The organism is Psychrobacter sp. (genome assembly GCF_030454045.1).
In the GTDB taxonomy this organism is placed as follows: Bacteria; Pseudomonadota; Gammaproteobacteria; order Pseudomonadales; family Moraxellaceae; genus Psychrobacter.
Genome location: NZ_JAKDJE010000001.1, coordinates 42,954 through 69,425 on the forward strand (window position 1 = coordinate 42,954; position 26,472 = coordinate 69,425).

General features: G+C 45.5%; 27 protein-coding genes. 16 read left to right on the forward strand and 11 right to left on the reverse strand.

Annotated elements, in window-relative coordinates; translation table 11 throughout:
- Positions 1-116: 116 nt before the first annotated feature.
- The 5 genes from L0G63_RS00180 to rpmI form a co-directional block, all read right to left on the reverse strand.
- On the reverse strand, positions 117-416 hold the full coding sequence (locus L0G63_RS00180; RefSeq protein WP_058023539.1) for an integration host factor subunit alpha: 300 nt from the start codon (positions 414-416) through the stop codon (positions 117-119).
- Positions 417-651: 235 nt separating this feature from the next.
- Complete coding sequence (gene pheT / locus L0G63_RS00185) at positions 652-3,057, reverse strand: phenylalanine--tRNA ligase subunit beta (protein ID WP_301448838.1); 2,406 nt, start codon at positions 3,055-3,057, stop codon at positions 652-654.
- A gap of 82 nt (positions 3,058-3,139) precedes the next feature.
- Positions 3,140-4,195: a phenylalanine--tRNA ligase subunit alpha gene (pheS, locus tag L0G63_RS00190; RefSeq protein WP_301448839.1), complete on the reverse strand. Its 1,056-nt coding sequence runs from the start codon at positions 4,193-4,195 to the stop codon at positions 3,140-3,142.
- Between the two features lie 296 nt (positions 4,196-4,491).
- A complete protein-coding gene (gene rplT, locus L0G63_RS00195) occupies positions 4,492-4,848 on the reverse strand; it encodes a 50S ribosomal protein L20 (RefSeq protein ID WP_011281252.1) in 357 nt (118 codons plus the stop codon).
- A 136-nt stretch (positions 4,849-4,984) separates the two neighbouring features.
- Positions 4,985-5,182: a 50S ribosomal protein L35 gene (gene rpmI, locus L0G63_RS00200; RefSeq protein WP_058023536.1), complete on the reverse strand. Its 198-nt coding sequence runs from the start codon at positions 5,180-5,182 to the stop codon at positions 4,985-4,987.
- Positions 5,183-5,625: 443 nt separating this feature from the next.
- Here rpmI and L0G63_RS00205 point away from each other — a divergent pair, with 443 nt between their 5' ends.
- The 6 genes from L0G63_RS00205 to L0G63_RS00230 all read left to right on the forward strand — a co-directional run bounded on the left by L0G63_RS00205 (position 5,626) and on the right by L0G63_RS00230 (position 10,920).
- A complete protein-coding gene (locus tag L0G63_RS00205; RefSeq protein WP_301448840.1) occupies positions 5,626-6,069 on the forward strand; it encodes a thioesterase family protein in 444 nt (147 codons plus the stop codon).
- Between the two features lie 310 nt (positions 6,070-6,379).
- Positions 6,380-7,216, forward strand: a complete 837-nt coding sequence (gene hisIE, locus L0G63_RS00210) for a bifunctional phosphoribosyl-AMP cyclohydrolase/phosphoribosyl-ATP diphosphatase HisIE (protein ID WP_301448841.1) — start codon at positions 6,380-6,382, stop codon at positions 7,214-7,216.
- A gap of 236 nt (positions 7,217-7,452) precedes the next feature.
- Positions 7,453-7,695, forward strand: a complete 243-nt coding sequence (tatA, locus tag L0G63_RS00215) for a Sec-independent protein translocase subunit TatA (protein ID WP_058023534.1) — start codon at positions 7,453-7,455, stop codon at positions 7,693-7,695.
- A gap of 26 nt (positions 7,696-7,721) precedes the next feature.
- A complete protein-coding gene (gene tatB, locus L0G63_RS00220) occupies positions 7,722-8,381 on the forward strand; it encodes a Sec-independent protein translocase protein TatB (RefSeq protein WP_301448842.1) in 660 nt (219 codons plus the stop codon).
- Positions 8,381-9,262 (forward strand): twin-arginine translocase subunit TatC, encoded by an 882-nt coding sequence (tatC, locus tag L0G63_RS00225; RefSeq protein ID WP_301448843.1) that lies wholly within the window; start codon positions 8,381-8,383, stop codon positions 9,260-9,262. Before tatB ends, tatC begins: the two co-directional genes overlap by 1 nt.
- 161 nt (positions 9,263-9,423) lie before the next feature.
- Entirely contained in the window at positions 9,424-10,920 is a 1,497-nt protein-coding gene (locus L0G63_RS00230; protein ID WP_301448844.1) for a UvrD-helicase domain-containing protein, read from the forward strand.
- A 28-nt stretch (positions 10,921-10,948) separates the two neighbouring features.
- On the opposite strand, the gene L0G63_RS00235 is transcribed toward L0G63_RS00230, so the two are convergent.
- The gene (locus L0G63_RS00235; RefSeq protein ID WP_301448845.1) at positions 10,949-11,344 is read right to left on the reverse strand and encodes a hypothetical protein; all 396 of its coding nucleotides are present in this window, start codon (positions 11,342-11,344) and stop codon (positions 10,949-10,951) included.
- Positions 11,345-11,479: 135 nt separating this feature from the next.
- On the opposite strand from L0G63_RS00235, the gene L0G63_RS00240 reads away from it, so the two are divergent.
- Positions 11,480-12,484, forward strand: coding sequence for a tRNA-dihydrouridine synthase (locus tag L0G63_RS00240; protein WP_301448846.1), 1,005 nt, complete (start codon positions 11,480-11,482; stop codon positions 12,482-12,484).
- Between the two features lie 46 nt (positions 12,485-12,530).
- Here L0G63_RS00240 and L0G63_RS00245 read toward each other — a convergent pair whose 3' ends face one another.
- Entirely contained in the window at positions 12,531-12,956 is a 426-nt protein-coding gene (locus L0G63_RS00245) for an MAPEG family protein (RefSeq protein WP_301448881.1), read from the reverse strand.
- A gap of 14 nt (positions 12,957-12,970) precedes the next feature.
- Positions 12,971-13,384 (reverse strand): OsmC family protein, encoded by a 414-nt coding sequence (locus L0G63_RS00250; RefSeq protein ID WP_301448847.1) that lies wholly within the window; start codon positions 13,382-13,384, stop codon positions 12,971-12,973.
- Positions 13,385-13,835: 451 nt separating this feature from the next.
- Here L0G63_RS00250 and L0G63_RS00255 point away from each other — a divergent pair, with 451 nt between their 5' ends.
- Positions 13,836-14,357, forward strand: a complete 522-nt coding sequence (locus L0G63_RS00255) for an RNA pyrophosphohydrolase (RefSeq protein WP_058023527.1) — start codon at positions 13,836-13,838, stop codon at positions 14,355-14,357.
- A gap of 145 nt (positions 14,358-14,502) precedes the next feature.
- Here L0G63_RS00255 and L0G63_RS00260 read toward each other — a convergent pair whose 3' ends face one another.
- The 3 genes from L0G63_RS00260 to L0G63_RS00270 form a co-directional block, all read right to left on the reverse strand.
- Complete coding sequence (locus L0G63_RS00260) at positions 14,503-14,700, reverse strand: hypothetical protein (RefSeq protein ID WP_301448848.1); 198 nt, start codon at positions 14,698-14,700, stop codon at positions 14,503-14,505.
- A gap of 19 nt (positions 14,701-14,719) precedes the next feature.
- The gene (locus L0G63_RS00265) at positions 14,720-15,346 is read right to left on the reverse strand and encodes an NRDE family protein (RefSeq protein ID WP_301448849.1); all 627 of its coding nucleotides are present in this window, start codon (positions 15,344-15,346) and stop codon (positions 14,720-14,722) included.
- Between the two features lie 90 nt (positions 15,347-15,436).
- Positions 15,437-17,092, reverse strand: a complete 1,656-nt coding sequence (locus tag L0G63_RS00270) for a DUF4139 domain-containing protein (RefSeq protein WP_301448850.1) — start codon at positions 17,090-17,092, stop codon at positions 15,437-15,439.
- 388 nt (positions 17,093-17,480) lie between these two features.
- On the opposite strand from L0G63_RS00270, the gene urtA reads away from it, so the two are divergent.
- The 8 genes from urtA (at position 17,481) to L0G63_RS00310 (ending at position 26,469) form a co-directional block, all read left to right on the forward strand.
- Positions 17,481-18,833, forward strand: a complete 1,353-nt coding sequence (urtA, locus tag L0G63_RS00275; RefSeq protein WP_301448851.1) for an urea ABC transporter substrate-binding protein — start codon at positions 17,481-17,483, stop codon at positions 18,831-18,833.
- 228 nt (positions 18,834-19,061) lie between these two features.
- A complete protein-coding gene (urtB, locus tag L0G63_RS00280) occupies positions 19,062-20,876 on the forward strand; it encodes an urea ABC transporter permease subunit UrtB (protein WP_301448852.1) in 1,815 nt (604 codons plus the stop codon).
- Positions 20,877-20,886: 10 nt separating this feature from the next.
- Positions 20,887-21,957 carry an urea ABC transporter permease subunit UrtC gene (urtC, locus tag L0G63_RS00285; RefSeq protein ID WP_071002819.1) on the forward strand — a complete coding sequence of 357 codons (1,071 nt, stop codon included), beginning with the start codon at positions 20,887-20,889 and terminating at the stop codon, positions 21,955-21,957.
- Positions 21,957-22,802 (forward strand): urea ABC transporter ATP-binding protein UrtD, encoded by an 846-nt coding sequence (gene urtD, locus L0G63_RS00290; protein ID WP_301448853.1) that lies wholly within the window; start codon positions 21,957-21,959, stop codon positions 22,800-22,802. The genes urtC and urtD overlap by 1 nt, the downstream gene beginning before the upstream one ends.
- A 117-nt stretch (positions 22,803-22,919) precedes the next feature.
- A complete protein-coding gene (gene urtE / locus L0G63_RS00295) occupies positions 22,920-23,618 on the forward strand; it encodes an urea ABC transporter ATP-binding subunit UrtE (RefSeq protein WP_301448854.1) in 699 nt (232 codons plus the stop codon).
- A gap of 306 nt (positions 23,619-23,924) precedes the next feature.
- Complete coding sequence (gene lgt / locus L0G63_RS00300; RefSeq protein ID WP_301448855.1) at positions 23,925-24,809, forward strand: prolipoprotein diacylglyceryl transferase; 885 nt, start codon at positions 23,925-23,927, stop codon at positions 24,807-24,809.
- 11 nt (positions 24,810-24,820) lie between these two features.
- Complete coding sequence (locus tag L0G63_RS00305) at positions 24,821-25,561, forward strand: DUF2971 domain-containing protein (RefSeq protein WP_301448856.1); 741 nt, start codon at positions 24,821-24,823, stop codon at positions 25,559-25,561.
- A 47-nt stretch (positions 25,562-25,608) separates the two neighbouring features.
- Positions 25,609-26,469 (forward strand): thymidylate synthase, encoded by an 861-nt coding sequence (locus L0G63_RS00310; protein ID WP_301448857.1) that lies wholly within the window; start codon positions 25,609-25,611, stop codon positions 26,467-26,469.
- Positions 26,470-26,472: the final 3 nt, after the last annotated feature.

Genomic DNA, 26,472 nt, shown 5'->3' on the forward strand with positions numbered 1-26,472 from the left:
CAAGATACATGCAGCGCAAGATATAGAGAATCATAATCGCAGTCACGCGCAAACATGTATCAATAGTTTTACAAGGTTATAGCGAAAGCAAGCAGGCTGTCATATTCAATAACGCATTAAGTATCGAATAAACGCTCATCAACTTTCTGACGAAATTTTTGTCCTGTCTTGAAAGTCACGACGCGGCGTGCCGATACGGCGACAGGCTCTCCTGTCTTTGGATTGCGGCCTGGACGGCTGTTTTTGTCTTTAAGCTCAAAGTTGCCAAAGCCTGAAAGCTTGACTTCTTTGCCATCGATCAAGCTATCTGACAGCTCATCAAAAAAGTTCTCCACCAGACAGCGGCCTTCTTGGCGTGTCAGGTTTAGATGACTCATCAAATGCTCAATCATGTCAGATTTGGTTAAAGTGCTCACAGTACGACTCCTATGCTATGTCGTGATGTCGAATATCATGGTTTAGCGGTATGAGTGCTAAGTCTAATTATTATAAAGGTTTTTTGGCCACTTTTTAACACAGTATGCATTAAAATCCTTTATTAATAACCACTTAACTAGTTTTATCAGTAAAAAGCTGTTTTTGCCAATAGCAATGCCCCATAGCATCACTATTGTGGGAGCTATAGAGCATGCGATATTTAGATGTTAAATATTAGCTGTCACGCAACTGAGATGAGTGTTGATCGGTTAATGCCTGTACAACTTTATCAGTGGCAGTTTTTACGGCGTCATCAGATAGGGTTTGTGTGGTATCTTGCCAGACGAGCGCAAACGCCAATGAGCGTTGACCTGCTGGTACTTTATCCCCTTGATACACATCAAATAGCCATAGATCTGTCAGCAGATCACCTGCCGCAGCTCGCATGGTTGCCGCAAGCGTCTGCACACTGATATCACTGTCTACCAAGATAGCAATATCACGTCGCACTTGCGGGAACTTACTTGGCGTGGTGATGGCGGTTTGCTCACGGGCAAGCGTGAGTAACGGTGCCAATGACAATTGAGCAACCCATGTCGTAGGCAGATCTAACTGCTTAGCAGTATTTGGATGCAGCTGACCCAACCAACCAACGTATATGTCATCGATGTACAGCTCAGCACTTTGCCCTGGATGGAGGAAGCTCAGCGTACTACGCTCATAGCGAATACGGGCGCTATCGATTTGCGCGGGTAATAGCTGCTCAATGTCGTGTTTTAGATCATAAAAATCTAGCGCACGGTTTTGATATGCTTGCTCGCTCCATATATCGCCCACTGCGACTAAAGCAATGCTTGGGGTTTGTACCAACTCGCTGATACTTTGTCCCACAAAGCTAAGGCCTGTCTCAAAGAAACGCACGCGCGGCTGCTGACGATTGAGGTTATATTGTACGCAAGGTAGTAGGCTCGATAGTAAGGTACGACGCATCACTGCCAAATCACTAGAAATCGGGTTTGCCAGTGCCAACACTTCCCCTAGTGCTTCATCATCAAGCAATGCTTCTAATTTTGCATCACTAAAGCTAAAGCTGATCGCTTCCATATAGCCATTATCGACCAATGACAGCTTCATTTCATGGGTCAAGTCTGCGGTATCATCGTAGTCCATACTGACTTGCAAATGCGGCAACACACTTGGGATATTGTCATAGCCGTAGATACGGGCAATTTCTTCGATGAGGTCTTCCTTGATACTCATATCAAAGCGATAAGAGGGTGGCGTGCATACCAGTGTATCGCTCTGCTGTGTGACGTCAAAACCGAGCTGGGTTAAGATACGCACCATCTCTGATGGCGCAATATCAATCCCAATGACATCACGTACTTTTGCGATTGGCAGTGTGATTGGGTCGCGTGCTGGTAAATGCTCAAGGTGCTCGGCCGTGACTACTTGTCCAGCTTGACCACCTGTGACACTAGTGATCAAATCACAAGCACGTGCCAGAGCAAGTTTTGGCAACTCAAAATCGACCCCACGCTCGAAACGCTGTGAGGCGTCAGTATGCAGTCCAAAACGGCGTGCGCGTGCAGCAATAGCAAGCTGATTGAAGAAAGCACTTTCTAGCACGATATTGGTTGTACTATCGGTGACACTACTACGCTGACCACCCATGATACCAGCCAGTGCCAAGGCACCTTTATCATCGGCAATAACCAATTCATCACCCGTTAATGTAACGGTTTGCTCGTTGAGCAAAGTAATGGTTTCGTCAGGCTTTGCCAAACGCACCACGATATCACCTTTGATCGTATCAGCATCAAAAGCATGTAGCGGTTGACCCAGCTCCAAGAGCACATAGTTGGTTACATCGACCAAAAAGCCATGCGAGCGTAGGCCTGATTGAACTAGCGCATCTTGCATCCATTTTGGTGTCTCAATGCTGCGATCAATATTGCTGATAGACTGTAAAAGATAGCGAGGACACGCCTCAATTGCCTCAACGCTCACCGCTGGGGTTGCACCATTATCAGAAGCGACGACATTGTCAGGAATCTCTGGCAATTGTGCAGGTAAGTCATTGATGACTGAAATCTCACGAGCGATACCACGGACGCTAAAGCAATCACCGCGGTTTGGGGTGATAGAGATATCCAATATTTGATTATCTAGACCTAAATACTCACGGATATCGGTACCAACTGGTGCGTCTTCAGGCAATTCAAGCAGACCATCGATATCATCGACCAAATCAATTTCAGAAGCGCCGCATAGCATACCGTTTGAGGCAACACCGCGTAGCTTGCTCTTTTTGATCTTAAAACCTTTCTTATCATCGCTTGGTAGTATCGCACCAACGGTAGCAACCGGCGCTTTCATCCCGACGGTCACATTGGGCGCACCGCAGACAATTTGTAATGGCTCAGCGTCACCAATATTTACTTGCGTGACACGCAGTTTGTCTGCATCTGGATGCGGCTCAACGCTGATGACTTCACCGATGACCACACCGCTAAAAGCACGAGCAACCGCATAGCGATCATCAATCTCAAGACCTGCCATGGTCAGCTGCTCGGCTAACTGTTCGCTCGTATTTGCGGGGCTTACCCACTGACGTAGCCACTGTTCGCTAATTTTCATAAATATCTCGGATCAGAATTTTATAATAAAGATGTTGGAGTAAAGCTTGGCAAATGCGCTTGTGACATAAACAAGCAGTTCTCTAGCCAAATTGCTTTAAGAAGCGTACGTCATTTTGAAAAAACAAACGCAAATCATCGATACCGTAATACAGCATCGCAAAACGCTCAATGCCCATACCAAACGCAAAGCCTGTATATTTGTCGCTATCGATACCGCAGTTGGTCAGCACTTGTGGATGCACCATGCCGCAGCCCATTACCTCAAGCCATTTACCATTATCATCTAAGATATCCACCTCAGCAGACGGCTCAGTGAACGGGAAAAACGAAGGACGGAAACGTACGGTCAGCTCTTTGGCAAAAAACGCTTCCAAAAACTCACTGATTAGACCTTTTAGCTCAGCGAATGTGCTCGACTCTGTGACCATCAGACCCTCTAGCTGATGGAACATCGGCGAGTGGGTTTGGTCTGAGTCATTGCGATACACGCGGCCAGGGCAGATAATACGAATCGGCGGATCATTCTTTTCCATGGTACGAATCTGCACTGGGCTGGTATGCGTACGCAATAGATAATGCGCATCGAAATAAAAAGTATCATGCATCGCGCGCGCAGGATGATGCGACGGGATATTCAATGCTTCAAAGTTATAGTAGTCGCTCTCAACTTCAGGGCCAGTTGCGACATTGAAACCCGCTTGAATAAAGTACTGCTGCATACGCTGAGTAATCATCGTCACGGGGTGCAAATGGCCTTTTTGGCCGCCGCGAGCTGGCAACGTAATATCAATACTCTCTGCCTCTAGCTTAGCGTTGAGCGCGGCCACTTCTAGCTGCTGCTGCTGATCGCTCAGTGCTTGCTGAATGCGGCTACGCACCTTGTGCAACCAGCCACCGTAGGTTTTTTTGTCGTCAGCATCAAGCTTGCCCATCTGTTTTGACCAGCCTGTTAGCGGACTCTTTTTACCAGTCAATTGCACGCGCAAATCTTGTAAAGTGCGTGCATCAGTAACCTGTAGAATCAAAGCTTCAGCAGCACTCGCAAATTCGGTAAGCTGAGCTTCATTGAGCTCATTTAGCTCTGAGGACAAAGTCGGTAGCGCCGACAAGTCGTTGGTAGCAGCAGGGTTAGTCATAAGACGCATTATTCCTGATTTGAACGGACTATTAATTGTAGGGATTTGACCAAATATTGCAAACCATTTATCCCGTTATCTTCATAAAGATAAGTGGTCTAAAAGGCTTGAATATTTAGACAGTTAAAGAGCAGGTGCTGGTATCCACTCAGACTAAGTAAATACACCATAATTTAAAATAAAAAAAGCCACCGACCAGCGGTAGCTTTTATTAATATCATACTATTAATCAATATTAGTCCTATCCATTTAGATCATTGCTTAAAAAAGCATGCTATCTAAAGGACGGTTAATACTTAGGCCAATTCCGCTTTTGCTTTTTCGACCAATGCTGTGAAAGTCGCTGCATCATGCATAGCGATGTCTGCTAGAACGCGACGATCGATTGCGATGTTTGCTTTTTTCATGCCATTGATGAAGCGGCTATAGCTCAAGCCGTTTAAGCGTGCACCAGCATTGATACGTGCGATCCAAAGACGACGGAAAGTACGTTTTTTGTTGCGACGGTCACGATAAGCATACTGACCAGCTTTGGTCACTGCCTGTACCGCTACGCGGTAAACACGTGAACGAGCACCGTAGTAGCCTTTTGCGCGCTTTAAGATTTTTTTGTGACGGCGATTTGCCTGTACACCACGTTTTACACGGGCCATAATTTACTCCAAGATTTTTTTGATCACTGTTAAGCGAGTGATGATGCTGTTAACTAACAAACATCATTGTCAGATTGCAAAGTCAACTATTATCTCATCAGATATTTTTCGATCAACAATAGATGACGGTAGGCTATTAGATGTATGGGCACATACGACGAATAGCTGCTTCGTCAGATTTATGCACCAACTTAAGACCACGCAACTGGCGAATACGCTTAGGTGATTTCTTGGTCAAAATGTGGCTTTTGAATGCTTGCTTACGTTTAAAACCATTTGCTGTTTTTTTGAAGCGTTTAGCGGCACCGCTTCTGGTTTTCATCTTAACTTTCATGATGATTTGCCTCTTTTTCTGTTTTAGAACCTGGTCGTCAAATAGTTATATTGCATAGTGGTTATATAAATAGCCACTAAACGCCTATCTGCCTTGAGGTGGGAGGCGGTATTTTAGCAGATAGTGCGTTGTTTTGCCAAGTAAAGTTTTGGCTGAGCGTTGGTGGATCATAAAAACAGACAGCCAGTTTAAATATTACAATAGCGCAACTACTAAAAATCTTATTAAATTGAACAATTTTTATTTAAATATATTGAATGTCAGTCTAAGCTGTGATTAAGTAAGCAGTAAGGCTATGTCTAATATGAGTGTCGCAAAAATAGCGGTGTTCCTCATATATATTGAGCCTTGCAACTATGCCGCAAGCCTACAGGATGATAGGGCTGCTAGCCTATCGAATCATAGGCGGCATCATTATTTTTGCCAACACTTTAGGAGATAGTGTGTCAAAGCAAGAATTAGTATTTGATGATAACTTATTTGTTTTTGAGACAGTGATGCGTGTGCGTCACACCGAAATCGATTTAGAGCAGCATGTAACCATCGAATCGATGACCGCCCTCCTCTCTGAAGCGAGGCTTAGATTCTTGTATGCTAGAGGTATTAAAGAAGTCAATGCAGATCGACAGGGCTTGATTATTGATAAGTTACAATTAGATATTATGAGCCGTATACGAGTGCGTGAAGAGCTTTTGTTTGAAGTTGGTGTGGAGCCAGTATATGATAATGGCGGTAGCATCGTGATAAAGATCACACGTATGCACACAGGTGAAGTGGTCGCCAAAGCAAGACAGCATTTTAGGAATTATGATTTTAATCTTGATAAAGTGACCAAGCTTGACAAGTCGACTAAAGAAGCTTTATACCCTCATTTATTTAGACTATAAAATAGCTGGCGATTAATAGCATTCTTTTGCTAGGGCGTGTTGAACATTCGACCATGGCACTGACAGCGACTATTTTTTAGGCGCTTCGATGTTAAAAATAATAAGTTTAGTCATTCTAAGCGCTTATTTTTAACGATGAAGTGGCAAAAAAGAGTCCTGTCCCTGCGGGCTGATGATCACTCAGTACCCCTCTCCCTTTTAGCGCATTGCACACAATATTCCTGCATCAATCATAAACTGCGCCAATCATAAGTAGTATAATTGCTTATCGATATTTTTCATTTTTTACCTATAAGACGACAGATATATTATGACTTTACCTGCTTGGCTGACTGCCATAACTTTTAATGCTGATGGTTTGATTCCTGCAATTGCCCAAGATCATCAGTCAGGTCGTATTTTGATGATGGCTTGGATGAATAGCGAGGCATTACAATTAACCGCGCAAAAAAAGACCGCGGTTTATTTTTCGCGCTCGCGTGGCAAATTGTGGCACAAAGGTGAGTCATCAGGTCACACGCAAACTGTGCATGAGATTCGTCTGGATTGCGATGCAGATGTGATCGTGCTTAGCGTCACTCAAGCAGGCGGCATTGCTTGCCATACGGGCCGTGAGTCTTGTTTTTATCGACGTTTAGACTTATCAGGTCCAACGCCAGAGTGGCAGACCGTCGATAAAGTACTCAAAGATCCTAATGATATTTATCATTCTCAAGCGTCTACTAGCAATAATCCTGAAAATGAAAACACTGACGTAGTCACTAACTCCAATAGTACTCAAGCGCAAGTCGATAAAGCATCTGTACTACAACAGCTCGATCAGGTCTTAGCCGAGCGTAAACAAGCTGATGCGGACAGCTCTTATGTCGCCAGTCTATACGCCAAAGGCTTGAATAAAATACTAGAAAAAGTCGGTGAAGAAAGTACAGAGAGCATCATTGCTGCCAAAGATTTTGCTCACTGTGATGAAAGTCGAGATAAAGCTGCTTTTGAGGCGGCGCGCCATGAGCTAATCTATGAAGTCGCCGATGTCTGGTTCCATACTTTAGTCGGACTGGCATGGTTTGACATAGAGTCAGACGCTGTACTAAATGAGCTAGGTAGACGGTTTGGCTTATCAGGTATCGACGAAAAAGCGGCTAGATAGTTATTAAGATACAAAAAAAGCATCGAGATAGTTTGATTATTGTTGATTTCACCTATTTGTAATAACTGCAGGTTATAATATAGCTCTGTTTTATCTCGCATTATATGTGATGCTTTTTTTGATACATAACTTTTTTATCAATGTAAAGCAAGCTTTATCAATACAAAGCAGACATATGAAGACTGAAAACCAAATCACAAAAACAGGTCACAAAAACAGGTCACAAGGATACCATTATGGGTAGTTTTTCTATTACGCATTGGCTGATACTATTGGTCGTCGTCGTTGTCGTGTTTGGCACTGCAAAACTAAAAAACGCTGGCAAAGATTTGGGCAGTGCGGTTAAAGGCTTTAAAGAAGCGGTCAAAGATGAAAATACAGAGCATGCCAAAAAACGCGTGGTGCTTGACCATGATGGCACGGCCCATACCGACGAGCGCCCAACAACCACTAAGGTTGATGACAAACATAATGTATAGCATCTAGACAGTGACATCGGACCATTATGTTTGATATCGGGTTTTCTGAACTACTTCTCTTTGGCGTAATCGCCCTAATCGTCTTGGGCCCAGAAAAACTGCCTCAGGCGGCGCGGACGGCTGGGCAATGGTATGCCAAAATTCGCCGTACCGTCTCGACCTTGCAGTCTGAGATAGAGGCCGAGCTAGACTTGGCTGAAACGCGCCAACAAATGCAAAAAGAGCTGGCCAAAATTCGCCAAACCGAAGCCGATATGAGGCGCGAGATGGCAGAGATGCGCGGCAATATGAAAGCCTTTGAAAGCTCGCAAAGCCACTCTATAAAAACCTCGAATGAAGCGGTAGCGAGTGATAGAAATAACAAAGCTGACGGCACAAAAAACCATCAGCAATCAGCCACACCAAAAGCATTCGACTACTCTTATGCAACTGACGAGCCACAAGATACTTTAGAGAAGGGGCAGTTATCAAAGCACGGTAACAGCAATGATGATAGTGATATCGCCGCGCCCGTTACTCAAATCCTTAATACCCGACCGTGGGAAAACATGTGGTTTCGGCTTGGCGCTTATGATAAGGCTCGTCGCCTTCCAATGCCGCCCTACCTTCCAAATTATAAGGCTGATGCCCTACTCAACCACTCTGTCAATCTGCCAACTTCTGACCATAAGCAGGTGACTGACTGATGCAATTACTCAAGCGCAAAAAAAGCCGTCAAGAAAAACTGACGCACTCAGATAACCCAGCTTTAGACACCACCGAAGATATTGACGCAGCCAAAAACGTGCAGAACGATTCCGCAGAAGAGGCCTTAAGTCCCTTGGGTGACATGCCTATCACCGAGCATTTGATCGAGCTACGCCGCCATCTGATCAAAATATGCGTGGCGGTATTGATCATATTTTTGGCGTTGGTTGGCTATTCACGTGAGCTGTATAACTTTTTATCGGACCCGTTGGTGGCACAGTTGCCTGCCAATTCGACCATGATTGCCACAGATATCACCTCGAACTTTATGGCACCGATACGTCTGACGGTCTTCGTTGCTGCATTTTTGGCGATGCCTTATATCCTTTACCAGATATGGTCGTTTGTCGCGCCTGGTTTGTATAAAAAAGAAAAGAGAATCGCTATACCAGTCCTGCTGTCTTCTATATTTTTGTTTTATGCGGGTGTGGCTTTTTCTTACTTTATTGTGCTCAAAGGGGTATTGAAGTTCTTTATTCTATTTGCGCCGCAAAACGTATTACCGATGACCGATATCGACAGTTATCTGAGTTTTGCTTTAAAGCTATTTATGGTGTTTGGCTTGACCTTTGAGATTCCTGTTGTGACTTTGCTATTGATATTGGCAGGGATTGTCTCCATTCAGAGTCTAGAAGAAAAGCGTCGTTATATCATTGTGGGCTGTTTTGCTGTGGCTGCCGTGGTCACGCCGCCTGACGGGGTATCGATGCTGATGCTAGCGATCCCGATGTGGTTACTGTTTGAGCTTGGGTTATTTTTGGCTAAAATCTTGATCAAAGAAGAACCTAGCACTGACCTGATATCAACAGTCAAAGAATAAAGCATTTACCCGTCTGACTTATCTTGTTTTCTTCTTGCCCCACGCGTAAGCTTAGTGCTTATTGTCACGATTGAGTACCACCATATATGAGCCATTGTTTATCCAGTGGCTTTTTTTGCCCCTTGTGTTTTTAATCACTTTTGTACTTAGGTAGCTTTACTATGTCCACATCGATGCCAGCTTATATGAGCGATCCCACTGATGAGCAGCTCGCCGCGCTGAATATGGCGATGGACCACAAATCATTCAAAGTGGTGGCGTACGCAGGCGCTGGTAAGACCACGACACTCAAGCTAATCGGTGAGCGCTTGCGAGGTCGCGGACTGTATCTGGCCTTTAACAAAGCGATTGCCAATGATGCTCGTTCAAAGTTTCCGCCGCATGTCGAGTGCCGCACTTTTCACTCATTAGCTTATCGTCATGTCGCGCGTGATATCACCGCCAAGCTGTCTTTGCCGCGGTTCTCGCCCAAGCGTCTGGGTGATGATTTGGGCTTGCAGCCTGTACAAGTCCGTCGGCAAATGGATGGGGTTAATAAATACATTACGCTGACACCAGCACGGTTGTCTCGATTCGTCAGTGACGCAGTGAGTAATTTTTGTAGTACACATGCCAGCTACCCTGCGCCAAGGCATATCCTGTTTCCAAGCTGGCTCGATGATTCAGACGCCGAGCAATTACGCGAAATGCTCTACCCTGCCGTTGAACAGCGCTGGCTACAGTCGATTGATGCGCGTCATCCTGCGGGCATTGGTCATGATATTTATCTCAAACTATGGGCATTGTCTAAACCGAGCATTCCTGCGGACTTTATCTTATTTGATGAGGCGCAAGATGCTGATCCATTAATGATGGGTATCTTGACCCAGCAGTCGAAACAAGTCATCTATGTGGGCGACGCGCACCAGCAGATTTATGAATGGCGCGGCGCTGTGAATGCCATGAAAAAGCTGCCATTGCCACAGACGTTATTAACGCAGTCTTTTCGCTTTGGTGAGCCGATTGCAGAAGTCGCCAATACCTTACTAAAAGCGCTGCAAGAAGACGTACCGCTAAAGGGCAATCCAAACAAACAGTCCTCTACCGATAAGGGAATGGTACACAGTAAAAAAGATGCTATTTTGTGCCGTACCAATGCTGCGGCGATGTCGCAATTACTCACAGGGTTAAAGCACGGGCACCGTGTAGCGCTACAAGCAGATACCGATCGTATGCTTAAATTCTGCCAGGCAGCTGAAAACTTAAAAAATGGTAAATCGGCTTATGGTGTACCCGAGCTGGCTTATTTTTATAATTGGGGCGATGTACAAGAGTACGCTGAAACCAATGAAGGCAGTGATCTCAAGACATTGGTCAAACTGGTCGATGATCACGGCACTAATGTACTAAGCCAAGCGGTCAATAGTCTCACCAGTATTGAAAATGCCGACTATGTCATCTCCACCGCGCATAAGTCCAAAGGGCTTGAGTGGGGCAAAGTACAACTAGATGATGATTTTTACTACGATGTGACCACCAATGCGGTCAAGATAAGCCCGGAAGAATTGCGCTTGCTTTATGTTGCTTGTACCCGTGCCCAGAGCAATTTAGACATTCATAATATTCAAGACTTGATATCAGGATTACAGACGGGGAAAAAAGTGATTTTTGGGTCTTAGCACTGAGTATTAACTTCATAAATTTTACTCAATGCGAATACTTACTTAAAAAGCTGTTTTGATTATTCATTATTTCCATTTTTGTCCAAATCTTGTCGCTACTATCATCAACTACGAAATTAAAACCTTCTAGCTTTACCATAATCAATATCTTAGTGATATTACAAGCTTCGTTCTGATGAAGGCGTCTAAGTTCAATGCAAAATGAAAATTTCGGCTCACTACCTAAGTGACGTACAACTTCTAATTTTTCAGCACTATCATATTCTTTAAGATAACCTTTGTAAGGATAAATCTGAATTGAATAATCGTTCTTTGATGGCACGTACCAAGTGTTCCCAATAACTTCTGAAAATTCCATAAAAGCTTTTTCAACTTTCTCAATTTCTGTGTCAATAAAATGTACAACGATACTTTCAGCCATAATCTTTATACCCATAACATTCTAACTTGAGCAGAACTCCTATTAGCTTCCCTTTCAAAACACTGACTCAAACCAACATAAATAAATTAAGATACGCTATCATATACCTTACTAATTTATACCTATATGCCCTCAATGTCTCCTTCAAAAAACTTATTCCAAAATCCCGTCCGACTCCTCGCCCCGATGGAAGGTTTAACCGATCCCTTAATGCGCCAAATATTAACCCAAATTGCGTCTGACTTGGGTCGTCCCTATGATTGGTCAGTCAGTGAGTTTATTCGTATCACGCAGCATGTCTTGCCAGCCCATGTGTTTTATAAATACGTGCCTGAGCTGCATCACGATGCCAAGACCGCCTCTGGCACGCCCATTCATGTGCAGATATTGGGTAGTGACGCGCAGCTGATGGCAGAAAATGCCACTTATGCTTGCGAGCTTGGTGCGCCTGCCATTGATATCAATTTTGGTTGCCCTGCTAAGACAGTTAATAGCCATCGCGGTGGTTCTGTATTATTAGATGAACCTGAGACCATGTATCAGATTATCAGCGCAGTACGTAAAGCGGTACCCGCGCATATTCCTGTGTCTGCCAAAATTCGCTTGGGCTATACCGACACCTCACGGATGGATGACATTCGCGGCGCAATTGCTGCAAGTGGCGCTGACTGGTTGACCATCCATGCACGCACCAAAACCCAAGGTTATAAGCCGCCTGCTTATTGGGACAAAATCCAGAGTTTTAATGCACTTGATATTCCTGTGATTGCCAATGGCGAGATATGGAGCGCAGCGCAAGCAAATGACTGTATGATGCAAGCAGGCACGTCACATCTCATGTTAGGTCGCGGCGCAGTCACACGTCCTGATTTGGTTGCGCAAGTCGATAACCATACTGAAAATCATGATGACAGCGGAAAAAACACGGCAACCTTGCTATGGCAAGATTTGATCGCGCATCAAATTAAGTTTTTGGAGGGTGAGGCAAAGAACGATGTGGTGTTGGTTGGGCGTTATAAGCAATGGTTAGGTATGCTCACCAAAGGCTATGCTGAGGCGCAAACAGTGTGGGAAAGTATCAAGCGAGAGAAAAACAAAGCGGTGATTATCAATGCACTACAAGCAAGCGTACAACAATAATCACCTGATCATATGTGGTCTACTTGGTAAATATAGACGGGTAACGCTATACACTGACTCGTATCGCCATATAAAACAGCATCAGACAGCATGCCATGGATAGCACCCAGAGAATAGAGCGAAACGTCGATAAGTTGGTGATATAAGCGGTGCAATAACCAATTCGAATGATCACATACAGCCATGCCAACACATTAATGATCGATTGTGGTACAAAGAACAGCATGGCCACCAACACGGCCGCCAAAAACACTGGCAGAGTTTCATAGCTATTTTGCTGCGCAGCATTGGCACGTGCCGCCATCCCTGTTGCATTTTTAAAAAAATCGCGAGGATGTGCATTATTTCTGACCCTAAAGCCGCCAGATACTTTTGCCACTATTGATACAGCCCATGGTAGTAGACTTGCTACCACCATCGCCCAGATGGCAGACGCAACTTTATCAGAAACCAAGTCAAAAAATACACTGATCATCGTATAAATCCTTAGCCTGCAATCACTTCAAAATCATGGGTGATATTAACCCCACCCGCGACTAGCATGCGACTGGCTGAGCAGTACTTCTCTGCTGATAGATGAATGGCCTTTTCGACCTGTTTGTCTTTAATGTCTTGACCTTTGACTACAAAATGCAGATGAATATCGGTATAAACAGCCGGTACGGTTTCGGCGCGCTTGGCGGTCAGCTCACAGCGTACATCCGTGACATCTTGACGCGACTTTTGGAGGATTGACACCACATCGTAGCTGGCACAACCACCCAGCCCTAGTAATACTAGCTCCATTGGGCTTGAACCTTTTTCTTTGTCCGCATCGATTTGTACGTTATGTCCTGACGGTGACACGCCCATGAACGCTTTGTTCTCTTGCCATGTAACGCTTGCTTTTGATTCTGACATTGTAAATGTTCCTTACTGTAATTGGCATAAGCCTATTTTTATTGTTTGAAATATATGCAGCTTGGCTAGTGTAGCATAAGCCAAAGCAAGATTTGATAAAGCCATTGTTTGGCTATCGTGTCGTGAGAAAACAATTTCTTGGTTTTATTCTTTTTTTCAATAAATGATTTGAGCACTATGCAGCTATCGTTACTCGCATCGATATTTATCAAATTTTTATTTGAAAAACCTACAAAAGTCTGTTTATAAATAATTGATTTTAAAAGGTAAAACTCGTGAAACATTTTATAGCAAAATACTGTTACACATTCTGCTTGTTTCTTGGTTTAATGACGGTAATGAATCTTGTTTTTAGCTGATATTGATAACCATCACCTTATAATAATTATGATTGCTATCGCAGTATCAGATGAAAACAGGCTATTTTTAAACAAATTAAAAAGGTTTAGTCATGATAGATGCAGACGGCTTTCGCGCCAATGTCGGCATCATCTTGGCAAATACACAAGGGCAGGTTCTGTGGGCAAAACGTATTGGTCACAACGCTTGGCAATTTCCGCAGGGTGGTATCGACCGCGGGGAGACGCCGATGGATGCAATGTATCGCGAGCTCTGGGAAGAGGTCGGTTTACACCCGCGTCATGTGGACTTATTGGCAGTCACTCAAGACTGGCTGCGCTATCGTCTGCCAAAACGCTATGTACGCCATGGCCAGCACCCCTTATGTATTGGGCAAAAACAAAAATGGTTTTTGCTACGCTTAGATGAGCCAAATACCCAACATATCCGCTTTGATGAAGGGAAACCTGAATTTGACCATTGGCAATGGGTCAGCTACTGGTATCCACTCGGACAAGTGATTCACTTCAAACGGGGCGTGTATCGTCGCGCCCTACAAGAGCTGGTACGTGAGCTACCCTTAAAGCAAGAGCTGATCTTGCCTGAGCAAAGCAATCATTTGATCCAGTCTTAATCAGTAAAACGCACTTTTATTGTTTGTCATATTACAAAAAGCCTGTATCCAGTGATGCAGGCTTTTTTGTATTGATCGTCTTAATAGTTATTTATCCATTCCTGCGACATAAAGCGTAACTATTCCTCAAAATAATTGATGGTTGTCACTCATCAGTGCCCAAAAGCGAGCTTTCTCGGCTGACAATGCAGGCTTCAAGCGCCCGACCTGATTTATCCTCTTGACTAAGTGTTAAAATACTCTGGGTTCTTGTGCCATAAGTAGGCTTGCTGGCATCAGCATTGCCAAAGCTCACAGGTTCAATATAAACAGAGGATAGGGTCTGCTCAAGCTCAGTGCTCATCCCTGTATCTGGCAGCTGATCAATCCGGTGCCTTGGTATTATCTGACAGCACATTGAATGCAGCTGCTTGCCAGTAGCTAGCCGCGCTGTCCTCGGCAATCAATGGCAACACCTCTTGGCGTAAACGTCCACGCAACCGCTCGGTCTTAAACCAGCTGTCCTCTGGCTGACCGTTTGAAATCACATGCAATCCTGCATGCAGTGGCGTAGGGGCATGACCGCGATTATTAACAATGACTGCTTGCCGAGTGTCACCGACGATCAGATTAAAGCCTGCATAATTGTGCAAATCAATCTGTCGTGCAAACGCCATCGGACTGAGCGTACTGGTCAAAAAATGCGTGATCAACTCACCGCGCGAACGTTCATTGGCACTTGCCTGCACACCGTCCCGAAAGTTCAATACTGCCGCCCAGCGACCATTTTGCTGATAAATAGTGTCATCCTCGCCTGCCGTATCTGTTAGCGATTGCTGATGAATACCCAGCCATGTACCGCCGCTTTGACGGTCACGCCCTGCATAAATCGGCTGATCAGACCATTGATGCAGCTTCTCTGTCGGACGCTGCAAAAACTCATCGCGATTGGACAGGAGCACTAACGGCAGCTCGTCAAACAACTGCCAAGCAATGGCGACAATACACATAATATTCCTTTGATAAACGTTTATGGGGCGCAAGATTTTTGGTAAAAATAAACATCATCGCTTAAAACTGATTTGCTCAGCAAATATCATTTATCGATCACCACTCAATATCTTATTGGCAGGGTAACTGATTTGCGAGGTTGAGCGTATCGCCTGTGACTGTTTACTCGGCACGTTGAACTCCCACGCTACCATGCCTTGATTGTCATTCCAATTACGCTCAGTGACAGGCGGCGTGTGGGTGACGGCGACTTTGAGACTGTCATCACGGCTGATAGGCTCGCTCCCCAACACTTGCAGGCGCACAGGGCGGTTATGCTGATTGGTAAATTCATAGGCTTGGGTGGTTGTTAGAGTTTGGGTGCGGTTGAGCACGCCTTTTTCCTCTTGCTTGTCTTCATTGATTAGCGCTTTGACCATCATGCTAGGATCACGACCAAAACCAATCCCCTGCTCTTTTAGCATTTGATAGTTATAGCGCGATTGTCCAACATAGTTGTCATCACGGTACAGCTGTAATGAGCCATCTACCCACTCTGGCGTCAAGAACGGTGCTGATGCGTACCAATAGGCAGCTGTCTCAACGCTCGGGGTACTACGAACCCATAGCTTGCTACTGCCAGACTGCTCGCCAATGACGGTACGCACTCGTCTACCACCACTGGGTATACTCACTCGCTGCGGCAAGCGATATTCAATAATACCGTTTTTATTTTGGCTACTGACCGTAAAGTTCGGCAGTGGTGCCATATTTGGTGCTCTAGAATCGTCGCTATAACCTTCTCTGGCAGATACTACGACAGGCGTGTTATCCGACATAGGTATTGCATACTCAACATTTTGGTTTTCTTCATAGAGTGATAGACGCGGCACATGAGGCAGTCGTCCTGTCGCGCGCTGGTTGGGATTGGCTGTACTGAGAGTGACAGGAACGTTGGTCCAATTCTCGCCGGTTTGTTGGGCGATAATCGCAGAAGCGGTGATATTTAGCTCCTCGCTATTGGTGTTGAGACGCGCCTGATACGTAGGCTCCCAGCCTGCGCCTTGCACTTGATAATGCAGTTTAATGCTACTTGGCGCGCGACTGGCAGTGCGTACACTCACCTGTGTCACATTACTCGCCGTTGACGTGACACTGCCTGCCATGAGCTGATTCAGTGCGTCTTGGGCGCGTGCTTGGCGCTGCTGAATATCCAAAATCTTTTGGTTAAGACTTACCGCTTGAGTCTCTATATCGCGTGTGTTGTTGGCGATAGTCCCTTCGGTATTGAGTTGCGTAACTGTGGTCAAATTTTGCAAATAGGCTTTTGCTAAGCGCGCCGCTTCTAATTCCGCATTAATACTAGCTAAAGTATTTTGCTGTGTTTGTACCTCGGCATCGCCTTGATATTGGCACTGGATTGCTTGCTCTCCTGTTAACTCTTCAATGCTGATTTCACCAATATTGACATTACCCACCGCCTGCACGCTGAGACTGTCTTTATCCATATAAGGTGATAGGCACGAAAATACCACGGTTTGCTCACCGCTACCAGTAATGGGCAATGAGCGTGTCACACTCGCCAGCCCTTGATAGACAGTCACTTGCTCGATACTACTCGTTGCCGCTTGGGCGACGGGTAAGCCTAATACCGTACTGCCACCAAGCACAAGTGGCAAAACCATAAGGCGCGATCGTTGCGAGCGCCGTGATGAGGTGCGAGCAGGAGCCGTTAGGCCAGACCACTGTGTTCGGTATGCGTTCATATATCTTTCCTTGGGGGTGTGATTAATCATGGCGTCAGCGTAATCTGTTCATGAGATACGTATGTGAAATAATGTCTATTCTATAGGCATTACCGTAGCCGTTTTGCCAGTCTTTGGCAATAAATGCTTTTGTTCGTTGTGCTATTTTGATAATAACGGCTCTTTTTTTGCTACCAGTCTGTCAATTGCACCAATTTTTTATCTCCTTCCCCGTTATGGTGCGCTCTATTAACAATCGTGCACTAAATTAACGAAAATAACAGACAATATTTATTTATTGCTCAAATATTATACGATTATTGGCATTTTTGACTTGGCACGGAACTTGAACGCTTAATAACTGTTCAGGAGCCATACTTTATCTTTTGTGTCTATTTAGGAGATGTCCATGTTTTCGTTACCCACTTTAGCCAATCCTCAGTTTGTTGACGCTCACCTACACGGCAAAATCAGATCACGCTTCTCGTTACTAGCAATTGCCGTCATTGGCAGCCTGAGTCTTACTGCTTGTCAAAAGCCTGCCGAAACTGCGACATCGACAGAGACAACGACTGAAACCACAACAGAGACAACGACCACTCCTGCCGCTGATGGCGACACGATCAAAGTAGGCATCTTGCACTCGCTATCTGGCACCATGGCCATCTCTGAAACCTCGCTAAAAGATACCGCACTCATGACCATTGACGAAATTAATGCCAATGGCGGCTTGCTTGGTAAGCAATTAGAGCCTGTGGTGGTGGACCCTGCCTCTGACTGGCCCTTGTTTGCCGAAAAAGCGCGTCAGCTGCTTACTCAAGACAAAGTCGATGTGATTTTTGGTGGTTGGACCTCGGTCTCGCGCAAATCTGTCTTGCCCGTGGTTGAAGAGCTGAACGGCTTGATGTTTTATCCCGTTCAGTATGAAGGACAAGAGCAATCAGAAAACATCTTTTATACTGGCGCGGCGCCCAACCAGCAGGCCATTCCAGCGGTAGAGTATTTGATGAGCGAAGAAGGCGGCGGTGCAGAGCGCTTTGTATTATTGGGTACCGATTACGTCTATCCACGAACCACCAACCAGATTCTAAAGGCATTTTTGAAATCAAAAGGCGTGGCTGATGAAGACATCATGGAAGAGTACACGCCATTTGGTTTTAGCAACTATCAAACCATCGTCTCGAATATTAAGAAATTCTCAACAGGCAAAAAGACGGCAGTGATCTCTACCATCAATGGCGACTCAAACGTGCCATTCTATCGTGAGCTTGCCAACCAAGGCATCAAAGCCTCGGATATTCCCGTCATGGCATTCTCAGTTGGCGAAGAAGAGCTGCGCGGTATCGATACCAGCTTGCTACAAGGGCACTTGGCAGCATGGAATTACTTTATGTCGATCAAAAACCCCGTCAATAGCGATTTTACCAAACGCTATAAGCAGTACGCCTTGGACAAAAACCTGCCGAATGCCGACAAGGTTGTGACCAACGATCCTATGGAAGCCACTTATGTGGGTATCAATATGTGGAAACAAGCAGTGGAAGATGCTGGCACCACCGATGTTGATAAAGTCCGTATTAGTATGGCGGGACAAACCTTTGATGCGCCTTCTGGCTACACCCTCAAGATGGATGAAGAAAACCATCACTTATGGAAGCCTGTCATGATTGGTCAAATTCGCGCCGATGGTCAGTTTGATACGATTTTTAAAACGCCAGAGGTCATCCGAGCGCAGCCATGGAGCGAGTATATTCCGAAATAAATGGCTCCCTCAATAAATAGGTGCTGAAAAGCGCATGGTGGTAGCAAGTATGAATAGTAGACAAATAGACTATATCAATGAACGAGCCACCGCCTACCCGCTATCTTGAAGTTCAGCACTTATTCTCAAAATTTTAAGTACCTCCAAACCTTATCACGGCTTCTATGACTTACTGCGTTAAGTAATAGAGGACAAGGATTTATTGTCTGTAAAAACAGGGAGCCGCACATGCAGCACCATACTTTACGCCCATTGTTGGGGCAGATATTATCCAAAAACAATAATGATCAGCAGACATTAGCAAAGACATACGCGTCTAGTATCTCAATGGTTGTGCCGCGACGGCTGCTGGTATTAATCACCTTACTGTTAGCGGCCTTCACCACCATCGTTCATGCAGATGACGATGCTCAATCGGCAAATATCGCCACTGTGACCTCAGAGTCGATGACCGATGGTAGTGACACGCTGCGCACCAATAATGAGCAGTCATTGACTACCCCGACACAGCCTACGAAGGTAGTATCAGGCGATGCTATTCAACAATTTGTGGCGGGCGATTTTAGTCAGCGCCAAGCCATGCTAAGTGCTTGGCCAGGATCGGTTGAGAGTTTGGACAATCTGGTCGAGTTGATTGCCAATGATGAGCTGTATCAAGGAAACCGTGGGCAAACGTATTTGCTCAATGCAGAGGATCAACTCTTCACATATCCCGACAAAACCGAAACGTCCGATTGGCCAAGCGATTTGTCCCAAGTCACCTTGACCAATACCTTACGCTCGGCGCTTATCTTTGGACAGGCCAAGGTAAAGCTCGAATCTGACAAGCCAGCACAGCGCTTGCAGGCTGTGGAGATTTTGGCAGATAACATTGACCAAGTCGATCCAGCCATTATCACAGCCGCTGCCGCAAATGAGGACAATGCCAACGTTCAAAAAGCACTAACGGCTCTACAGGCTCGTATTGATTTCAAAAATGGCGATTTACCCACTCAGATTGAGGCTGTGAACCTACTCGCTGATAGCGATAATCCGCAGGTATTGGTTGATCTTGAATCCGCCCTTGCATCTGACAACTTGGATCCGACGCTTGAGGCGGCGCTCAGTGATGCCAGAGATAGCGTGGCACGCCGTATTGAGATAAGCACATGGACAGGTCATATTTTCACTGGCATGAGTACCGCCAGCATTTTATTGCTCGCAGCACTTGGCCTTGCGATTACTTTTGGCTTGCTTGGCGTGATTAATATGGCGCATGGTGAGCTGATTATGATTGGCGCGTATACCACTTATGTGGTGCAAAACTTATTTCAAGCTTATCTGCCAGATATGGTTGGCTGGTATTTGCTTGCGGCGGTTCCCGCTGCATTTTTGGTCAGTGCTGTTATCGGTATGATTATTGAGCGCATTGTCATTCGTCCGCTATATGGTCGTGAGCTGGAGACGCTATTGGCAACCTTTGGCGTCAGTCTAATCTTAATGCAATTGGTACGGATGATTTTTGGCGCGCAAAACGTTGAAGTCAGCAATGTGGCGTGGCTCAGCGGTGCCTATCAAGTGTCATCAAGTTTGGTACTGCCTTATAACCGTATTGCCATCATCGTATTTACCGTCATTGTCGTGGCGCTACTGGTGTACTTGCTCAACAAAACCCGCTTTGGTTTGTTTATACGCGCCGTCACTCAAAACCGTCAAATGGCACGTGCCGTTGGTATCCCTTCTGCGCGCATCGATATGATGGCATTTGGTTTGGGCTCTGGACTGGCTGGTATGGCTGGTTGTGCGCTTGCTCAAGTGGGCAACGTGGGTCCTGATTTGGGTCAGACGTATATTATCGATACCTTTTTGGTCGTCGTCGTTGGCGGTGTCGGACAAGTATGGGGCGCGGTTTTGGCCGCCTTGGGACTGGGTGTCAGTGGCACGGTGCTTGAGATTGGCATTGGCGCGGTATTAGCCAAGATTGTGTTGTTGGTTCTTGTGATTCTGTTCATTCAGAAGCGGCCACAAGGTTTATTTGCCCTCAAAGGCCGCTTTGTCGAATAAGGAGACTCTTATGATACTGACCAAATTACTGTCTGATACAAGGCGTAGCGCCATTTTAATCGGTTTGTGCTTTGCCGTGCTATTGATACTCCCTTGGCTACACTTAATGCCAGAGACGTCACCTTTTCACCTGTCCGCCTACTGGATCACCCTAATTGGCAAAATCATGGCACTGGCAATGGTGGCCTTGGCACTAGATCTGGTCTGGGGCTACGCTGGTATTTTGAGCTTGGGGCATGGTTTATATTTTGCGCTGGGTGGTTATGCATTTGGCATGTACTTGACACGCGAAACTGCTGGCGATGGCTTGCCTGATTTTATGCGTTTTTTGAGCTGGACTGAGATGCCATGGTATTGGGCCGGCACGCAGCATTTTTGGTGGGCGATGGCATTGGTGGTTTTGGTGCCAGGTGTGATTGCCTTTATCTTTGGTTTTTTTGCTTTCCGCTCAAAGATCAAAGGTGTTTATTTTTCTATCATCACTCAGGCCATGGTCTATGCCGCCGCCCTGCTATTCTTCCGTAACGAAACAGGATTTGGTGGCAATAATGGCTTCACGGGCTTTACCACGCTTCTAGGCTACGACATTACTGCCGCCTCAACCCGTTCTATGCTGTGTTTTGTTACCGCCTTGGCATTACTCCTCTCTTACATGGGTCTGCGTTATTTAATGAACCAGCCTTATGGACGCGTATTGGGTGCGATTCGCGATAGCGAAAACCGCTTGCAGTATTTAGGCTATCGCACGCTGTGGTACAAGCTCTCCGCTTGGGTATTGTCCGCCGTCATTGCTGGTATCGCAGGTGCGCTCTATGTGCCGCAAGTCGGTATTATCAATCCAAGTGAGATGAACCCTGTGAACTCAATTGAGATGGCCGTTTGGGTAGCCACTGGTGGTCGAGGCAGCTTGGTGGGTGCGATTTTGGGAACAGGTGTGGTGAATGCAGTAAAAACCTATTTCACGGTTGCCTATCCTGAGTTTTGGCTATTGATATTGGGCGGGCTGTTCGTTGTAGTCACCTTATTTTTGCCCAATGGCATCATGGGCTTGTTCGATCGCTTCAAGAAGGAGAAACAGTAATGCTAACTGATAAATCAACACCATCTGAGCAGTCGATCCATGAGTATGGGCGTACTCATGGTGGTACGGGTCGCAGCCACCCAAAGCCAGCAGGCGTCGATTTTAGCCATGGCATTGCGCTATATCTAGAAGAGGTGAGCGTTTGGTTTGACTCGTTTCGCGCACTCAACAATCTGTCGCTCTATATTGAGGAAGGTGAGCTGCGCTGTATCATCGGCCCCAATGGCGCGGGTAAAACCACGCTGATGGATGTCATCACTGGTAAAACTCGACCTACCGAAGGCAGTGTGTTTTTTGGTCAAACGCATAATCTTGCCAGCCTATCTACCGAAGAAATCGCTGAAGCGGGTATCGGGCGTAAGTTTCAAAAACCCACCGTGTTCGAAAATTTTACGGTAATGGATAATTTGCTACTTGCTGCGCCAAAAGACAAGCGCGTGGTCAAAAGCTTGTTCAACAAACTCGATGCCAATACGCGCGATACACTCGATGCGACCCTTGAGCAAATCCGCTTGACGGACAAAATCAATAAGCCAGCAGGCTTACTCTCTCATGGTCAAAAACAATGGCTAGAGATTGGTATGCTGTTGATGCAAAGCCCCAAGCTCATTTTGCTCGATGAGCCTGTGGCAGGTATGACCGATGCCGAAACTGAGCATACTGCCGAGCTGTGCCTGCGCCTCAAACAGAACCATACCTTAGTGGTGGTCGAGCATGACATGACTTTTATCGATGCTATCAGTGAAAAAGTCACGGTATTGGCTCAAGGGGCGATATTGGCCGAAGGCACCTTGGCGGAAGTGCAAGCCAATGAAGCGGTGATTGAGTCCTATTTAGGTCGATAGTTGGACAATGATTCAATACATCATTAGCCCATAAACCGCGAAGCTATGCAAATGCCAAGCTATGCAAATGCGAAACCCTGAAAATATTAAAAATCATTGAAAGATTAGGAGACCGTCATGTTACAAGTCAATGGTATCAATCAATATTACGGCGGCAGTCATATTTTACGAGATGTCTCGTTTACAGCGCCTGTAGGCGCGTGCAGTGTGGTACTTGGACGTAATGGCGTGGGCAAAACCACGTTACTCAAATGCCTGATGGGGATATTACCGATCAAATCAGGACAAATTTTGCTCAATGACCAAGACATCAGCAAACTCTCACCTGAGCAGCGCGTGCGAGCAGGTTTGGCTTATGTGCCGCAAGGTCGCGATATCTTTTCAACACTGACGGTAGAAGAAAATATCTTGATCGGTATGGCAAAGTTTTCACGCAGTAAGGCCAAGCAAGTACCCAAGCATTTATATGATATTTTTCCAGTGCTTGACGAGATGAAACATCGTCGCGGTGGTGATCTGTCTGGCGGTCAGCAGCAGCAGCTTGCCATTGCTCGTGCGCTCGCCTCCGAGCCGTCAGTACTGATTTTGGATGAGCCGACCGAAGGTATTCAGCCATCTATTATCAAAGATATCGGCCGTGTGCTTCGCGACTTGGCTGACAAAGGGGACATGGCCATTGTACTGGTCGAGCAGTTCTATGAATTTGCTGAAGAGCTGGCTGACAACTACACCGTATTATCACGCGGTAAGGTCGTGTCTCAAGGTGCAGGCGATACGATGGTTGAAAACAAAGTACAGGATCTAGTCGCCATCTAGCTGCATTTACTTAACCGCATTTATTTATGAGCACTTGGTAGTGACCACTTAAAAACGATAGAGATCACATTTTTATCTTAAATTGTTAGCTACCAAGATTATATATCATCACGAAAATTCACCCTCATTCAAGTCAATTTTTTACCTTACTTTTTATCTTTTTTGACTCTCAGCCTAGACATTCTGCACTACCTCAAAAACTTAAATTGCCAATAACCTATGATTGGGTTGGAGCAATTATGTATGCTGGGCGCATGAAATTTGCTATTATAGTCAGCACTTTATTATCAATATTATGACACCCTTATGATGATTCACCCTCAGTACGATCCTGTCGCCTTGGCACTTGGGCCAGTCGAAGTCCATTGGTATGGGCTGATGTATTTACTGGCATTTGCTGCCGCTTACGGTCTGGCATGGTATCGCAGCACCAAGCGTGAGGGCTGGACGACAGACATGGTCTCTGATCTCGTGTTCTTTGGCGCACTGGGCGTCATCTTGGGTGGTCGTGTCGGTTACGTGTTGTTTTATCAATTTGGTGAGTTGCTACAAAATCCTGCCTACCTCTTCAAGGTTTGGGAAGGCGGCATGTCATTCCATGGTGGCCTGATTGGTGTCATGCTAGGGATGCTGTACTTTGCTCGCAAATATAAAAAGACCCCGTTTCAAGTACTCGATTTTATCGTGCCTTGCGTCCCGACAGGCTTGTTGTTTGGTCGCATTGGTAATTATATCAATGGCGAGCTATGGGGCCGTGTCTCTGATGGTGGCTACAATTGGCTCACCTATTTCCCCCAAGCGGCTGGCTTTGATATGCAGCAGCTACAAGCCAATCCTGCGCTACAAGAGGTGATGACTGAGGTCAATGGTCAGTATTTATTGCCTCGTCACCCATCACAACTGTATGAAGCCTTTGCCGAAGGTCTGCTGCTATTTTTATTCCTTTGGTGGTACTCATCAAAACCTCGTCCGCATATGGCAGTGACTGGTGTCTTTATGCTCGGCTATGGCTTGAGCCGCTTCATCATTGAGTTCTTCCGTCAGCCAGACGTTGACCAAGGGTTTATTTTGTTAGGCTGGGTGACCAAAGGGCAAATATTGAGCACGCCGATGATTATTATCGGTCTATTCTTGATCGGTTACGCCTATAAGCGTGGCATCTACGATTGGGGTAAGCATGCCGCTTACTAAGGTGTCAAGCAATGATTGAACCCATAGAACATTATGCTGTGTTAACACGATACATGCCTTTTATTAAGCTAATTTCTATGTTGGAAGAAGGCTTCTTTATTCCTAAAGCGAATCTTTTCAGCGACAAATGGGAAGGCGGTTTACACTTATTTAATGGTAAAGAAGATCCGTTTTTAACCAAAGAAGAACTTAAAACTGCCAAAGATTGGATTTACGTAAGTTGCTGGTATGCAGATGAACCAGAGACACACGCCATGTGGAACTCTTACGGAAACTCAGATAACGCTGTAGCAATACAGACAACACAATATGATTTCAAAGCCGCTTATCATGGCTCAAAAATAGATCCAATGTGTTCTTATGTTGGTAAAGTTAAATATCATATGCCAGCGAGCGCCCCAGAGCTTTATGATAATCAAAGTATTCGACCTTGGCTTGGAAACAATAATAATGATTCGAAAGATCCAAAAACTACGTATCCTCGTTTCTATTTATTTCACAAGCATCATGCTTTTTCTTTTGAAAAAGAAGCAAGATTTTTATTGATTGACAATGATGCTACAGTGGCAAAAAGCAATGACAAGCTTGGCATTCATCTTTCGGCTAAGCATAGTAGAGAAATGATTAAGAAAATTATATTACATCCTAACTGTTCGGACTGGTTCGAAAATACCATTCGTAAGCTTGTTAAAGACACATACAAACTAGATATTCCAATCTGTAAATCATCGTTAGTTGGTCATAAAAATTAATCTAGTTGAACGTTAAAACCTTTTAAATATTATTGAAGTTAAAAAATATGATGAATAGTAACAACGAGCAAGCGTATCTTGATTTGCTGCGCCACGTCTTAGACAACGGCACTGCAAAAGGTGATCGTACTGGTACAGGTACGCTGAGTCATTTTGGCGCGCAGCTGCGTTTTGACTTATCGGCAGGTTTTCCATTATTGACGACCAAAAAAGTCCACTTTAAGTCCATTGCTTATGAGCTACTATGGTTTTTGAGTGGCAGCACCCATGTTCAATATTTGCAGGACCATGGCGTGCGTATCTGGAATGAGTGGGCGACAGCGGAGCAAACCGCACGTTTCAATCGTCCTGAAGGTGAGCTGGGCCCTGTCTACGGTCATCAATGGCGTAACTATGGTGCAAGTAAAGACGCGGACGGCAGCTACAACGATGATGGTGTCGATCAAATCGCACAGGTCGTTGAGCAAATCAAAACCAACCCCAACTCGCGCCGCTTGATTGTTTCTGGCTGGAATCCAGGGGAGGCGGAGCAAGTGGCACTACCCCCGTGTCATACACTGTTTCAGTTTTTTGTGGCGGATGGTAAGCTCTCCTGCCAGCTGTATCAACGTTCGGCTGATCTTTTCCTAGGTGTGCCCTTTAACATTGCCAGTTATGCGTTATTGACGCATATGGTCGCGCAGGTTTGCGGCCTAGAAGTTGGTGAATTTGTTTGGACAGGTGGTGATTGCCACATTTACCAAAACCACCGCGAGCAGGCTGAGCTACAACTGACACGTTCGCTATATACACCGCCAACATTGACCCTGAACCCAGAGGTGAAAGATATTTTTGCCTTTGAATACGACGATATTAGTGTCAATAACTATGAGTCTCATCCGACCATCAAAGCCAAAGTTGCCGTTTAAAAT

Excerpts from the sequence above, each read along its gene's own strand:
- pheT (WP_301448838.1), bottom strand. The coding sequence starts at position 3,057 with ATGAAAATTAGCGAACAGTGGCTACGTCAGTGGGTAAGCCCCGCAAAT.
- pheS (WP_301448839.1), bottom strand. The coding sequence starts at position 4,195 with ATGACTAACCCTGCTGCTACCAACGACTTGTCGGCGCTACCGACTTTG.
- rplT (WP_011281252.1), bottom strand. The coding sequence starts at position 4,848 with ATGGCCCGTGTAAAACGTGGTGTACAGGCAAATCGCCGTCACAAAAAA.
- rpmI (WP_058023536.1), bottom strand. The coding sequence starts at position 5,182 with ATGAAAGTTAAGATGAAAACCAGAAGCGGTGCCGCTAAACGCTTCAAA.
- hisIE (WP_301448841.1), top strand. The coding sequence starts at position 6,380 with ATGACTTTACCTGCTTGGCTGACTGCCATAACTTTTAATGCTGATGGT.
- tatA (WP_058023534.1), top strand. The coding sequence starts at position 7,453 with ATGGGTAGTTTTTCTATTACGCATTGGCTGATACTATTGGTCGTCGTC.
- tatB (WP_301448842.1), top strand. The coding sequence starts at position 7,722 with ATGTTTGATATCGGGTTTTCTGAACTACTTCTCTTTGGCGTAATCGCC.
- tatC (WP_301448843.1), top strand. The coding sequence starts at position 8,381 with ATGCAATTACTCAAGCGCAAAAAAAGCCGTCAAGAAAAACTGACGCAC.
- L0G63_RS00230 (WP_301448844.1), top strand. The coding sequence starts at position 9,424 with ATGTCCACATCGATGCCAGCTTATATGAGCGATCCCACTGATGAGCAG.
- L0G63_RS00235 (WP_301448845.1), bottom strand. The coding sequence starts at position 11,344 with ATGGCTGAAAGTATCGTTGTACATTTTATTGACACAGAAATTGAGAAA.
- L0G63_RS00240 (WP_301448846.1), top strand. The coding sequence starts at position 11,480 with ATGTCTCCTTCAAAAAACTTATTCCAAAATCCCGTCCGACTCCTCGCC.
- L0G63_RS00250 (WP_301448847.1), bottom strand. The coding sequence starts at position 13,384 with ATGTCAGAATCAAAAGCAAGCGTTACATGGCAAGAGAACAAAGCGTTC.
- L0G63_RS00255 (WP_058023527.1), top strand. The coding sequence starts at position 13,836 with ATGATAGATGCAGACGGCTTTCGCGCCAATGTCGGCATCATCTTGGCA.
- L0G63_RS00260 (WP_301448848.1), bottom strand. The coding sequence starts at position 14,700 with ATGAGCACTGAGCTTGAGCAGACCCTATCCTCTGTTTATATTGAACCT.
- L0G63_RS00265 (WP_301448849.1), bottom strand. The coding sequence starts at position 15,346 with ATGTGTATTGTCGCCATTGCTTGGCAGTTGTTTGACGAGCTGCCGTTA.
- L0G63_RS00270 (WP_301448850.1), bottom strand. The coding sequence starts at position 17,092 with ATGAACGCATACCGAACACAGTGGTCTGGCCTAACGGCTCCTGCTCGC.
- urtA (WP_301448851.1), top strand. The coding sequence starts at position 17,481 with ATGTTTTCGTTACCCACTTTAGCCAATCCTCAGTTTGTTGACGCTCAC.
- urtB (WP_301448852.1), top strand. The coding sequence starts at position 19,062 with ATGCAGCACCATACTTTACGCCCATTGTTGGGGCAGATATTATCCAAA.
- urtC (WP_071002819.1), top strand. The coding sequence starts at position 20,887 with ATGATACTGACCAAATTACTGTCTGATACAAGGCGTAGCGCCATTTTA.
- urtD (WP_301448853.1), top strand. The coding sequence starts at position 21,957 with ATGCTAACTGATAAATCAACACCATCTGAGCAGTCGATCCATGAGTAT.
- urtE (WP_301448854.1), top strand. The coding sequence starts at position 22,920 with ATGTTACAAGTCAATGGTATCAATCAATATTACGGCGGCAGTCATATT.
- lgt (WP_301448855.1), top strand. The coding sequence starts at position 23,925 with ATGATGATTCACCCTCAGTACGATCCTGTCGCCTTGGCACTTGGGCCA.
- L0G63_RS00305 (WP_301448856.1), top strand. The coding sequence starts at position 24,821 with ATGATTGAACCCATAGAACATTATGCTGTGTTAACACGATACATGCCT.
- L0G63_RS00310 (WP_301448857.1), top strand. The coding sequence starts at position 25,609 with ATGATGAATAGTAACAACGAGCAAGCGTATCTTGATTTGCTGCGCCAC.